This window comes from Staphylococcus sp. MB377 (assembly GCF_001922505.1).
Lineage (GTDB): Bacteria > Bacillota > Bacilli > Staphylococcales > Staphylococcaceae > Staphylococcus > Staphylococcus haemolyticus.
The window spans coordinates 61,517-74,080 of sequence record NZ_MAON01000011.1; the positions used below are offsets into that span (position 1 = coordinate 61,517).

Here is a 12,564-nt window from a genome sequence, read left to right on the forward strand (position 1 = left end):
TTTCATTTGATACCCTCATCTTAACCACTCTTGTATAGTTCATAAACTAATTCGCATTCTCATTAAAAAAGCTTTCAACCAATCCAAAGCAAGTTAGCTACGCTTTGAAAATGATTGAAAGCTTATGTTGTATTCTATTATTCCTAACAATTTCAAAAGTTACAGTTCTTCACCGTTTGACTCAATCACATTACGATACCAGTCAAATGAGTCTTTCTTTGTACGTTCTAGTGAGCCATTTCCTTCATTATCACGATCTACGTGAATTAAGCCATAACGTTTTTTCATTTCACCTGTTGTAAATGACACGATATCAATAATACCCCATGGTGTGTAGCCCGTTAAATCAACACCATCTTTGTCAACTGCATCAATAGCTGCTTTGATATGTTCACGTAAATAATCTACACGATAATCATCATGGATTTGTCCATTTTCATCAAACTCATCCACGGCACCAAAGCCATTTTCAACAATAAACAATGGAATTTGATAGCGATTATATAAGGCATTTAATGTATAACGTAACCCTACTGGATCGATTGCCCAACCCCAATCACTCTTCTTAATATAAGGGTTATCTACTGAATTAGGTAAACCACCATTAACGATATTATCTTCGACACTTGCTTCATTATCATGTTTTACGACAGTTGACATATAGTAGCTAAATCCAATGTAATCCACTTTGCCATCACGTAAAATTTCATCATCACCCTCTTGCCAACCAATGTCGAAACCTTCACGTTCAAACATCTTCGTTGCATAACCTGGGTAATAACCACGCGCATGAACATCAGGGAAGAAGAAACGCATACGACTAGCCACTTCTGCTTCCATAATATCATTTGGATTACAACTATATGGGTAGATTGGAACATGTGAAATCATCGCACCAATTTCGAACTCAGGATTGATTTCTTTACCAATCTTAACTGCTTTAGCACTAGCGATTAATTCATTATGTGCTACTTGGTACAATACCTCTTCTTTATTATCGTCCTCTTTTAATGATACACCTGAGTTTGTCCATAAGAAGATTGGATTATTAATGTCCATTTGGTTATTAATTTCGTTAAATGTCATCCAATATTTCACTTTATCTTTATAACGGTTAAATACTGTTTCTGCAAAATGTGCAAAGAAATCTGCCACTTTACGATTTCTGAAACCACCATATTCACGAGCTAAATGTAACGGCATTTCAAAATGTGAAAGTGTGATAACAGGTTGAATGTTATATTTTAATAACTCATCAAATAAGTCATCATAGAATTGTAAACCTTCCTCATTGGGTTCAACTTCGTCACCTTTTGGAAAAATTCGAGTCCAAGCAATTGATGTTCTTAAGCATTTTAAACCCATGTCACTAAACATTTTCACATCTTCTTTATAACGATTGTAGAAATCAATGCCAACATGATTTGGATAATATTTGTCAGGTTCTACATCTTGCGTAATTTCACGTGCTTTACCGTGTGCCCCAGCTGTCATAACATCAATGACACTTAGTCCTTTTCCACCTTGGTCATAGCCACCTTCGAATTGATTAGCCGCTAAAGCGCCACCCCATAAGAAATCATTAGGTAATTTAGACATGTTCCAAAACTCCTTTATAATTTTTTCATTAGTGTTTTACTTTTTAACTACTTTCATAATCTTATCATTAACAACAATACGAAAGCCTTTTCAAAATCTATTGTAATTATACCGGTACAATTTGTAAACAGAATAATCAAAATTATACCGGTACAATTTACTAATAGTGTTTTACATTTGTTATAATAAAAATAAATTACGCATTAAGGGAGTCAAATGATGTTAAAGTACGAACGAATTGCTCAAGATATTACAAGTGCCATTGCAAATGATGAATATAATGTTGGTGATAAACTTCCAAGTGTCGAACAATTAAAAGCACGATATGAGGTTAGCAAAAGTACCATCATTAAAGCATTAGCGATACTCCAAAGAGATGGTATGATTTTCCAAACAAGAGGCAGTGGAATTTATGTACGAAATAAAAATAAATCAGGGTATATCAACCTTTTGAAAACAAAGGGTTTCTCAGATAATCTGCAAGGCCATCAAATCACAAGTAAAGTTTTAACGTTTGAAACGATAAAACCTAATGATGAAGTAAGAGCGCACTTACGTTTAACGGAACAAGATGAAGAAGTTTATTATGTCGAACGTATTCGCTATTTAGATCATAACCCTTTATGTATTGAAACATCTTACTTCAATAAAACATTAGTTACGCACCTTGATCATGACAGTGCAGAACATTCAATATTCGACTATCTTCAAGCACAGCTTAAGATTAATATCGGTTTTTCTGATATCTATTTCTATATTGATTTTCTTACTGAACGTGAAGCACCACAATTGGATCTCAATCCAAATGATCCTTGTATGCGTCATGATTTAACCTTTTACACTAATAAAGGACTACCTTTTGATTATTCAAAGATTGTTTATCATTATAAATACGCCAACTTCTTTATACCTATAGAAAGTTAAAAAAGAGTCGCTTGAGCTATAAACTCTCAAGCGACTCTTACTTATTATTAACACATCTTATTTAGCGTCTTCATAGTATCCTAATTCAAGATCTTTAGACGTTTGACGACGTATTTTTCTCATTAATTCAACATCTTCAATTAATGATTGACCGTATGATGGAATCATTTCTTTAATTTTAGCATTCCATTGGCCGATTTGTTCTGGGAAGTTTTTCTCAAGAACTTCTAAAGCTACTGATACTGAAGTTGATGCCCCTGGTGATTCACCAAGTAAAGCAATCACTGAATGATCTTCAGAGTTAACCACTTCTGTACCGAATTGGATAAATCCTTTACCTTCTTTTTCAGTATCTTTAATTACTTGTACACGTTTACCTGCTGTGTATAATTCCCAATCTTCATCACGAGCTTCAGGGTAGAATGTACGTAAATGGTTCATACAACCCTCTTTAGTCATGATAATTTGATCAAATGAATATTTAATCAATGGTAAGTTTTTAACTGCAGCAGCTAACATCGTTGTAATGTTATAAGGTTTGATAGATTTGAATAAATCTAAGTTTGAGCCATTTTTAAGGAATTTAGGTCCAACGTTTGCAAATGGTCCAAATAATAACGTACGTTTACCTTCGATATAACGAGCATCAAGGTGAGGTACTGTCATTGGTGGTGTACCTGGTGGTTCTTTACCATATACTTTCGCATCATGTGCTTCAATTACTTGTGGATTTGTACATGCTAAGAATTGACCAGTAATAGGGAATCCACCTAAATGTTTACTTTCAGGGATGCCTGTTTTTTGTAGTAATGGAATTGCAGCACCACCTGCACCAATGAATACATAGTCAGTAACTTCTTCAAATACGCTACCAGTTTTAAGATCTTTGATTTTAACTTGCCATTTACCATTTGATAAACGTTCAAAATCAAGTACTTGGTGACTATATTTAACTTCAACATGCTCGTCTAACTCTAAGTGACGTGCCATTTTACGTGTTAATTCACCAAAGTTAACGTCTGTACCTTCGTCGATTTTACTAGCAGCCATTTTGCCGTCATCAACGCGACCTTGCATCATTAATGGAATCCATTTTCTCATTACTTCAATGTCTTCAGTATATTCGATGTTATCGAACATTGGTGATTGTTTCATTGCTTCATAACGTTTCTTCAAGAATTCTTTATTGTTAACGCCTCTAACAAAACTAATGTGTGGAAGAGGATTAATAAATTCTCTTGGATTCTCAATATGTCCTGCTTTCACTAAGTGACCCCAGAACTGTTTTGAAATTTCAAATTCTTCGTTGATTTCTTTTGCTTTATCAATGTCAATTGAACCATCAGGTTGTTGAACAGTGTAGTTCAATTCACAAAGTGCAGCATGACCAGTACCAGCGTTGTGGCGTTCATTAGAACTTTCAAGACCTGGTCGATCCATACGTTCATAAAGCTTGATATTCCAATTAGGCTCAAGCTCATTTAACATAGAACCAAATGTTGTACTTAAGACACCCGCACCAATTAAAATGACGTCTTTTGATTCTGCCATGGTTGTACACCTCTCCAAATTTATTAGTTAACAACTAAAAAGCTATTACTTACTACTCTTTCTCCCTAATATAAAGTAATATCTTTTTATATAAAGATTGTTAAGCCTTTCATTTCTATGTTAAAACAAATATGGTAAATTGTAAATTGCGAAACTTAATTAAAATTATTTTTTTATATGAAAATGAACGCATCAACGCTACCTATTTTTTATAAGAAAACACCTAGTTACAGATATGCAACTAAGTGTTTAAATTCATCTCATTTTAACCTTATAAAACTGTAACCAAATACTTCTTTATTCTTGCAATTACAATTTAGGTTGTAAAAATTTCTCAATATAGAATGCTGACTCTTCAATCGATTTATATTCCGTATTGATAACAGTCGCATTTAATTTCTTAAAGACTTCCTCAGCATATACAAGTTCTTTCTTAATACGATCCAAGTTATTGTATCGTGATTCACTAGATAAACCTAACGTTTCCGCACGATTCTTTCGTATGTTTGCAATATACTGTGGACTCGCAGTTAATCCAAATACTTTTAACCCTTTTTGTTTATAAACATTATCAGGAATTTCAATTTCAGGTACCAATGGAATATTAGCTATTTTATAACCTTTGTTAGCTAAATACATACTTAATGGTGTTTTAGATGTTCGTGACACACCAACAATTAATGCATCCGCTTCACCTATATCAGTAAAATGTTTACCATCATCGTATTTAACAGAGTATTCAATCGCTTCAATACGCTTGAAATATTCATCATTTAATTTACGTAACGCACCGCTCTCCATAAGCGGTTGACTGTGTGTTATCTTCTTAATAATGCTGATTAAATCAGACATGTAGTCAACATAAGGAATATCATGTTCATGTGCAAATTGATGTCCCAATGCATTAAAGGATTCACTTACTAACGTCGTCGCTACAATCGCATGTTGTTCACGTGCTAAATTTAAAATATTTAAGAATTCCTCTTCATCTTTAATATATGGAAATTTCTTAATTTCAACATTATGCAAATCAGGGAATTGTGTTAATGTTGCATGAATCATTCGTTGTGCTGTTTCGCCAATGGAATCTGATACGATAAATAACTTTAGAATTTGTTCATTTGATTGAGTTTCGTTCACTTTACTGCTCGCTTTCCTCCGCTTGACTCTGAGCTGTTGCTAAAATTGCACCTGGAACTCGGAATGGTGAGCATGAAACATAGTCTATCGCTAATTGATTGAAACGACGAATAGACTTAGCATCTCCACCTAATTCACCACATACACCGATTTTGATTTTCGGATTTACTTTTTTAGCTTGTTCAACTGCAATTTCGATTAATTTTCCGACACCGTCTCTATCTAACGTTTGGAATGGGTCAAGCTTCAATATATTACTTTCAGTATACACATTTATAAATTTACCTGCATCATCTCTTGAGAAACCAAATGTCAATTGCGTTAAATCATTTGTACCGAAACTAAAGAAATCACAATGTTTTGCTAATTCATCTGCTACTAAACATGCGCGCGGTGTTTCAATCATTGTACCAATTAAATATGGTACGCTGTCACCTTGTTCATCCTCTAATTGTTCAATGGTTTTAACCAATTTCTCTTTAAGCGTTGTGAATTCTTCCACAGTTGATACTAGCGGAATCATAATTTCAGGTTTACATGTTATACCCTCTTTTTTAAGTTTTAATACGCTTCCCATAATCGCTTCAACTTGCATTTCATATAACTCAGGGTATGTGATTGCAAGTCTACAACCACGATGTCCTAGCATTGGATTCACTTCATGAAGATCTACAATGCGTTTATTCAATACTTCTTTAGGAATGTTGAGTTGTCGTGCTACATTTTCAACATCTTCATCAGAATTAGGTAAAAACTCATGTAAAGGTGGATCAAGCAAACGGACAATTGTAGGACGCTCTCCAGATAATCGGAATATTGCTTCAAAGTCTTCTACTTGATACTTACGAATATTATTCAAAGCTTCTACTCGTTGTTCATATGAAGATGAAAGAATAAATCGTCGCATTTCAACTAAACGTTCCGCTCCGAAGAACATATGCTCCGTACGAACTAAACCAATACCTTTAGAACCAAAGTCATAACCCGCTTTAATATCTTGAGGCGTCTCTGCGTTCATTCGAACATTCAAGCGTGCAATATCCTCTGACCATTCCATAAATTGAGTGAACTCTTCACTGTGTTCAGCACTGACTGTTTCAATCTCACCTATGTAGATGTCACCTTTAGTACCATCAACTGAAATTGTATCGCCTTCATGAAGTTCCCCACCATCATAGCAAACTGTCTTTGCTACAGTATTGATTTCTAAATCCGAACAACCTGTCACACAACATTTACCCATACCACGAGCTACAACTGCTGCGTGAGATGTCATACCTCCGTGTGTTGTTACGATTGCTTCACTCGCAATCATACCTTCTATATCTTCAGGAGACGTTTCCGGACGCATTAAGATAACTTTCTTACCTGCATCAACTTGTGCCTTAGCATCTTCAGCTGAAAATACAATTTGCCCTGTAGCTGCCCCTGGACTTGCAGGTAAACCTATTTTTGAAATTTCAGTTGCTTGTTTTAATGCTTTTTCATCAAAATTAGGATGTAATAATTGGTCGATTGATTTCACATCAACATTTGACATCGCTTCTTCTTTTTTAATGACACCTTCATCTACTAAATCTACTGCTATTTTAATTGCTGCACGTGCCGTACGTTTACCATTACGAGTTTGTAATAAGTATAACTTTCCATTTTCAATTGTAAATTCAATATCTTGCATATCTTTATAATGCTGTTCAAGTTGTTTCGTTACTTCAACAAATTCTCGATGTACGTCAGGCATTTGATCGTGTAAAGTTGAAATGTCTTTTGGTGTACGAATACCAGCTACGACATCTTCACCCTGTGCATTTAATAAATATTCACCAAATAATTTATTTTCTCCGCTCACAGGATTACGAGTAAATGCAACACCTGTTCCACTATTATTACCACTATTACCAAATACCATTTCTTGGATATTAACAGCAGTACCTATGTCATGTGGAATATCATTTAAATCACGATAAATTCGTGCACGGTCATTATCCCAAGACTTAAAGACCGCTTCGATTGCTTCTTCTAATTGTTTCAAAGGTTCTTGAGGGAACGGTTTATAAACTTCTTCCATATAAATGTCTTTGAAACGTTCACAAATTTCTTGTAAACCTTCAGCTGTAATTGCAGCGTCATTTTCAAAGTTGTGACGTTGTTTATAATCTTCAAAATATGTATCAAATGCTTGCATCGGAACGTTGTATACCACTTCACCGAACATTTGTAGTAAGCGACGGTAACAGTCATATGCAAAGCGAGCATCACCTGTTTTATCTGCAAGTTTCTTTACGTTATCGTCATTTAATCCCAAGTTAAGAATTGTATCCATCATACCAGGCATCGATATTTTTGCACCGCTTCGTACAGATACAAGTAATAAGTTAGCATCTGATGAGAATGCTTTCCCAGTTCTCTCTGAAAAGTCAACAAGATGATCAATTAATTGTGTTTTTACATCAGTTGATAATGATTTGCCTTGTCTTAAGTATTCAATACAAGCGGCAGTTGTTATTGTAAAACCGTCTGGCACAGGTAAACCTAAACGTTTCATTTCAGATAGGTTAGCACCTTTACCTCCAAGTAAATCTTTCATCGATTTTTGTCCTTCATCAAAAGCATAAATATATTTCGTCATTATAATGTCACCTCAATTAATTATTATGTCATACTAATTATCATTGAGTATGTCATAAAATCGAAATAAATACAATTAAAAACATCACATTTAGTTTCAATATTTATAAAAAAGACACAATTAAAGCATAAAACGGCCTTATAAGAATAACTAAAAGTCTGTTTTGCACGCTTTAATTGTGTCATACTATTTATATATTATTCAGTTTAAGTGATATGATTTTGAAAATAATTAGTCGCAAATGTCTTAAATGACCACGCTACTTCTGTAAAGTAATGAGATTTTTTATAAGCTAAACCAATCTCCCTATAACAATGTTCATTGTTAATAGGTATTGCTACAATTTGCTTATCCAAATTTCTTAAGGCTTGTTTAGGTGTGAATGAGATGCCTATATTCATAGGTACTAGTTTTAAGATAGCGCTCGAATCCTCAACCTCTACTTGATAATTAGGAACAATCCCTTCTTGTTTTAAAATGTGATCTATCGTATCTCGAAAACCATAACCTTCAATTTGACCTATCAATCGTTCATCTTTAATTTGTGTTAATTCAAGAGAAGTACATTGAGAGAGAGGATGTTCTTTACTAACAGTTAAATAAATATCATCTTGTATGATAGGTTCCCAACTAATATCGCGATGTTCAATTTTAAAAGATGATATAGCAAAATCTACTTCGTTATTTAAAATCAAATGAGGTGCCCGTTCAGATATTGCTTGATATTGCTTAATTTTAATATTGGGATGTCGTGACACGTAATTTTGAATGAGTAATGGCATGACATATGGAAATGTTACTGCAAAAGTAACTTGACCACTTTCGACACCTGTTAATTCTTTGATTATACGTTCACCTTCATTTAACTCCCTAAATGCACTATCGATATAATTCAGCATTAATTCACCCTATCGGTTTAAGTAGATATGTCTATCTTTCCGGTCAAATAATGCCACACCAAACTCATCTTCAATTGATGTAATCGCCTTACTAAGTGCTGGTTGAGAAATATTCAGTCGCTTTGCTGCCTCTGTAATATTATTCATATTAGCTACCACTTTAAAATATTTGAGCTTTATAATCTCCAAACGCTACACCTCAAACCATAACTTTAAGTTATAAAAATATAATTATTATGCATTATACATTATATATTTCCGATGATACCATCAAATTGTGATGAGACTATTTTTGAAAAGAGGATTATTATGAGACTAGAAAACAAAGTAGCTTTAATTACTGATTCAGGTGATGGCATGGGCTTCGAAACTGCTAAGCGTTTTGTTGAAGAGGGTGCAACAGTTACCATTTCAGACCTTAAAGAAGATGTAGTCAATCAAGCGGGTTGACACACTTTCTAAAGAAACTAATCAAAAGGTATATGGTTATGTTTTAGACGTTTCTAAAGAAGCTAGTGTTGATGAAACATTTACACATATTAAGCGTGATATTGGTAAATTAGACATACTCATTAATTGTGCGGGTATAACTGGTGCAGGTAAAACGACAGACCAACTCACTGAAGAAGAATGGGATCAAGTATTTGCAGTCGATGTAAAAGGCGTATTCTTCTGTACTAAACATGCTGTAACACTCTTACGTGAAAACGGTGGCGGTTCAATCGTCAACTTCTCATCTATCTTAGGTTTAGTCGGTACAGATGAACTCACACCATACGCAGCTGCTAAAGGTGATGTTACAAATATGACACGACAAGATGCCATCAGCTTTGGTAAAAATCACATTCGTGTTAACTATGTACATCCAGGTACATTATTAACACCTTTAGTGAAAAAACTCGATGTAGAACAGAAGGTGGTTTAGAGGCTTATACTGCTAAAATGTCTGAACACCATCCTATTGGCTATTTAGGTGAACCTGTAGACGTTGCCAATGCAGTATTATTCTTAGCAAGTGATGAAACTCGATTTATTACAGGTGCGACATTAACTGTAGACGGTGGATATACTGCAAGATAATATGCTTCATCAATTGGTATCGATTACTCAATCAAATACAAACTGATACACAAAAATAACACCTCGTTAGATGACCAAAGCATTTAACGAGGTGTCTTTTATACATTGAAATCGATATTATTTAAATCCATTTTCTTTATTATATTTCTCACGTTCAGCATCGCGTAATTCAACACGACGGATTTTACCTGAATTTGTTTTAGGTAATGAGTCTACAAATTCAATTGCACGTGGGTATTTATATGGTGCTACTTCATTCTTCGCAAAAGTTTGTAATTCTTTAACAAGGTCATCATTACCTTGATAATTATCTTGTAAAATAACGAATGCTTTAACAATGTTGCCTCGAATTTCATGAGGACTTGCTACAACAGCACATTCTTTAACGACCGGGTGATTTGTTAAGGCATCTTCAACTTCAAACGGTCCAATTGTATAGCCTGAACTGATGATAATATCATCTCGTCGACCTTCAAACCAGAAATAGCCATCTTCATCTATATGCGCTAAGTCTCCAGTAATGTAATAGTCACCTGCTTGAGCTGCTTTCGTACGTTCTTCATCTTTATAATAACCTTTAAACAAACCAGGGAAATCAAGTGGCAAAGCAATATTTCCTTTAACATTTGTTTCAACCGGTTGTCCTTCATCATCAACAATAGTAACACGGCTACCTGGGATTTCTTTACCCATTGAACCTGGTCGTGATTTAGTGTCTTTTAGGAACCCGATTAATAAAGTACTCTCTGTTTGTCCATAACCATCACGCACCGTTAAATTAAAGTTACTACGGAATTGTTCTACAACTTCACGGTTTAATGGCTCTCCTGCTGATACAGCACTGTGAAGGTGTTCTAAGTTATATTCTTGTAAATTGTCTAATTTCGCCATCATACGATATTCTGTTGGTGTACAACATAAGACATTGATTTCAAAGCCTTGTAGTAATTCAAGATAACGAGAAGGGTTGAATTTACCATTATAAACAAATGCTGTTGCGCCTGAACCCATAATTGATAAGAACGGACTCCATACCCATTTTTGCCAACCTGGTGCAGCTGTCGCCCACACTAAGTCGTCTTCTTTAATACATAACCAATGTTCCGGCGCCATTTTCATGTGTGCAAAGCCCCAACCATGAGAATGTGTAACAGCCTTAGGATTTCCTGTCGTTCCAGATGTATATGATAAGATGGCTAAATCGTCTCTTGAAGTTTTTTCAATATCTAACGTATCACTTTGTGATGTTTTTTCATCTTCAATATTAATCCAGTCCGTTTCGTGTCCGTCAATAATAAATTTCGTTAATGCGTCATACTCTTTAACGCCTTTGAACTCTTCAATAAAATCAGATTTAGCAATTACTGCTTTAATCTCACCATGTGTAATTCGATATTGTAAATCTTTAGTTCTTAGCATTTCTGAACTAGGAATAATCGCAATACCCAGTTTTAATGCAGCAAGATATAGTTCATATGTCATAATTGCTCTCGGCATCATGATTAATACTTTATCACCTTTTTTAAGTCCGTGATTTAATAAGACATGTCCCACTTTATTGGCATTTTTAATTAATTCTGAATATGTCACTGTAATTGGTTCGTCTACCCCATTTTCATAAATTAGGGCTTTCTTCGATGTATTAGAAGCATGTTTCTCTATTTCTGAAACAATATTGTAAGTCTCTGGTGCTAATAAACTTGAATTATCCATTACTATACTCCCTTTCAGTTCGACCTTATTTATTATCTTATCAAACGCTTTAGTCTGATGAAATCAAAATAATTTATGTAAACGTTTTTACAATTTGGTTTGAAATTGAAAAAGATTAAGCACATATGTCGATAACAATGACATTGGCTTAATCTTTATATCTGTACTAGAAAATATGACTTAAATCTAATTTTGACTCTAAACCAGATAGCTCAATACGCACATTATAAGATAAATCACGATTAACAATGTTGCGATCAACACCACGTTCAGTGCCTCTATGTTTATGGGTTTGACTATATTCATTAGAATTCTGCCAATCATAAAATGCCTGACGTTCTTCCCATAAAGTTAAAATAATATAGTGTCGTCTTGCTACTTGTGGACGTAAAAATCTTAAAGCTTTAAATCCTGGAACATTTTGTAAGTATTTAGGACGTTCTAAGAATTTCTTCTCGAATTCATCTTCCATACCTTCATTAATAAATAAATGATTTAACACACAAAAAGAATCATTTGATAAATCATCAATCACTTCTAACACATCATATTGATGTTCATCATTATTTTTCTTTATTGAAATCGTGTTATCGTTTTTTTCTTCTACTACATAAGTTTTGTAACTATCATTTAAAATCATGATTCTTATCCTTCATTTCTAAACTAGCACTGAGCTACTATTAAATTCGTATATCTATATGCGTTCTGTTATTATAATTGGCTTAGTTCATAAAGCGAGATAGAACGCTTTACGATTTCTAAAAATTCGTGGTCCAATGTTGTAATTTTCGTAAAATAACTAAGTATGTTATCAGAAATTCGTTCATACTTAGGAAAATACTGATCTTGGTTAATCCAATGTGCAAGTTCTCCTAAAGGGGTTTGGTCACCAATAAATCCCTGCATAAATTCGTAAAAACTCATTATCTCACCCCAGTGTTTAGATATACGCTAATACTATCATGATACATAGCTTTACACTAGTACTGGAAAGCCAACAATTTCTGAAGTTTTGTTGACTAAGTTGAG

Annotated in this window: 13 protein-coding genes; 4 read left to right on the top strand and 9 right to left on the bottom strand. The window is 34.1% G+C overall.

Annotation, left to right across the window (positions count from 1 at the left end; translation table 11 throughout):
* Positions 1 to 159: 159 nt before the first annotated feature.
* Entirely contained in the window at positions 160 to 1,599 is a 1,440-nt protein-coding gene (locus tag BB045_RS02335) for a 6-phospho-beta-glucosidase (protein ID WP_070580987.1), read from the bottom strand.
* A 219-nt stretch (positions 1,600 to 1,818) separates the two neighbouring features.
* Here BB045_RS02335 and BB045_RS02340 point away from each other — a divergent pair, with 219 nt between their 5' ends.
* Positions 1,819 to 2,523 (top strand): GntR family transcriptional regulator, encoded by a 705-nt coding sequence (locus BB045_RS02340; protein WP_048668171.1) that lies wholly within the window; start codon positions 1,819 to 1,821, stop codon positions 2,521 to 2,523.
* A gap of 57 nt (positions 2,524 to 2,580) precedes the next feature.
* Here BB045_RS02340 and lqo read toward each other — a convergent pair whose 3' ends face one another.
* The 5 genes from lqo to BB045_RS02365 all read right to left on the bottom strand — a co-directional run bounded on the left by lqo (position 2,581) and on the right by BB045_RS02365 (position 8,931).
* Positions 2,581 to 4,074, bottom strand: coding sequence for an L-lactate dehydrogenase (quinone) (gene lqo / locus BB045_RS02345; protein ID WP_033079707.1), 1,494 nt, complete (start codon positions 4,072 to 4,074; stop codon positions 2,581 to 2,583).
* 309 nt (positions 4,075 to 4,383) lie between these two features.
* Positions 4,384 to 5,214, bottom strand: a complete 831-nt coding sequence (locus BB045_RS02350; RefSeq protein ID WP_037551536.1) for a pyruvate, water dikinase regulatory protein — start codon at positions 5,212 to 5,214, stop codon at positions 4,384 to 4,386.
* 1 nt (position 5,215) lies between these two features.
* On the bottom strand, positions 5,216 to 7,843 hold the full coding sequence (gene ppdK / locus BB045_RS02355; protein ID WP_070632631.1) for a pyruvate, phosphate dikinase: 2,628 nt from the start codon (positions 7,841 to 7,843) through the stop codon (positions 5,216 to 5,218).
* 206 nt (positions 7,844 to 8,049) lie between these two features.
* Positions 8,050 to 8,742 carry a LysR family transcriptional regulator substrate-binding protein gene (locus BB045_RS02360; protein WP_070580991.1) on the bottom strand — a complete coding sequence of 231 codons (693 nt, stop codon included), beginning with the start codon at positions 8,740 to 8,742 and terminating at the stop codon, positions 8,050 to 8,052.
* A gap of 9 nt (positions 8,743 to 8,751) precedes the next feature.
* Positions 8,752 to 8,931: a helix-turn-helix domain-containing protein gene (locus tag BB045_RS02365; protein ID WP_070440913.1), complete on the bottom strand. Its 180-nt coding sequence runs from the start codon at positions 8,929 to 8,931 to the stop codon at positions 8,752 to 8,754.
* 120 nt (positions 8,932 to 9,051) lie between these two features.
* Between BB045_RS02365 and BB045_RS12210 the strand changes: the two genes are divergently transcribed.
* From BB045_RS12210 to BB045_RS12220, 3 genes are read left to right on the top strand one after another with little or no spacing between them, the layout of a single operon-like run.
* Positions 9,052 to 9,192: a hypothetical protein gene (locus tag BB045_RS12210; protein WP_218085300.1), complete on the top strand. Its 141-nt coding sequence runs from the start codon at positions 9,052 to 9,054 to the stop codon at positions 9,190 to 9,192.
* On the top strand, positions 9,179 to 9,667 hold the full coding sequence (locus BB045_RS12215; RefSeq protein ID WP_218084862.1) for an SDR family NAD(P)-dependent oxidoreductase: 489 nt from the start codon (positions 9,179 to 9,181) through the stop codon (positions 9,665 to 9,667). The genes BB045_RS12210 and BB045_RS12215 overlap by 14 nt, the downstream gene beginning before the upstream one ends.
* 17 nt (positions 9,668 to 9,684) lie before the next feature.
* Positions 9,685 to 9,822 carry an SDR family oxidoreductase gene (locus tag BB045_RS12220; protein ID WP_218085721.1) on the top strand — a complete coding sequence of 46 codons (138 nt, stop codon included), beginning with the start codon at positions 9,685 to 9,687 and terminating at the stop codon, positions 9,820 to 9,822.
* Between the two features lie 117 nt (positions 9,823 to 9,939).
* Here BB045_RS12220 and mbcS read toward each other — a convergent pair whose 3' ends face one another.
* From mbcS to BB045_RS02385, 3 genes are all read right to left on the bottom strand, one after another.
* Complete coding sequence (gene mbcS, locus BB045_RS02375; protein WP_037551533.1) at positions 9,940 to 11,535, bottom strand: acyl-CoA synthetase MbcS; 1,596 nt, start codon at positions 11,533 to 11,535, stop codon at positions 9,940 to 9,942.
* A 166-nt stretch (positions 11,536 to 11,701) separates the two neighbouring features.
* Positions 11,702 to 12,175, bottom strand: coding sequence for an antibiotic biosynthesis monooxygenase family protein (locus tag BB045_RS02380; protein ID WP_070580993.1), 474 nt, complete (start codon positions 12,173 to 12,175; stop codon positions 11,702 to 11,704).
* 71 nt (positions 12,176 to 12,246) lie between these two features.
* Positions 12,247 to 12,459 carry a YozE family protein gene (locus tag BB045_RS02385; protein ID WP_070485289.1) on the bottom strand — a complete coding sequence of 71 codons (213 nt, stop codon included), beginning with the start codon at positions 12,457 to 12,459 and terminating at the stop codon, positions 12,247 to 12,249.
* Positions 12,460 to 12,564: the final 105 nt, after the last annotated feature.

Bases quoted from the DNA above. Each gene is read 5' to 3' on its own strand.
- BB045_RS02385 (WP_070485289.1), bottom strand. From the start codon at position 12,459: ATGAGTTTTTACGAATTTATGCAGGGATTTATTGGTGACCAAACCCCT.
- BB045_RS12210 (WP_218085300.1), top strand. From the start codon at position 9,052: ATGAGACTAGAAAACAAAGTAGCTTTAATTACTGATTCAGGTGATGGC.
- BB045_RS02380 (WP_070580993.1), bottom strand. From the start codon at position 12,175: ATGATTTTAAATGATAGTTACAAAACTTATGTAGTAGAAGAAAAAAAC.
- ppdK (WP_070632631.1), bottom strand. From the start codon at position 7,843: ATGACGAAATATATTTATGCTTTTGATGAAGGACAAAAATCGATGAAA.
- lqo (WP_033079707.1), bottom strand. From the start codon at position 4,074: ATGGCAGAATCAAAAGACGTCATTTTAATTGGTGCGGGTGTCTTAAGT.
- BB045_RS02335 (WP_070580987.1), bottom strand. From the start codon at position 1,599: ATGTCTAAATTACCTAATGATTTCTTATGGGGTGGCGCTTTAGCGGCT.
- BB045_RS02340 (WP_048668171.1), top strand. From the start codon at position 1,819: ATGTTAAAGTACGAACGAATTGCTCAAGATATTACAAGTGCCATTGCA.
- BB045_RS02360 (WP_070580991.1), bottom strand. From the start codon at position 8,742: ATGCTGAATTATATCGATAGTGCATTTAGGGAGTTAAATGAAGGTGAA.
- mbcS (WP_037551533.1), bottom strand. From the start codon at position 11,535: ATGGATAATTCAAGTTTATTAGCACCAGAGACTTACAATATTGTTTCA.
- BB045_RS12220 (WP_218085721.1), top strand. From the start codon at position 9,685: ATGTCTGAACACCATCCTATTGGCTATTTAGGTGAACCTGTAGACGTT.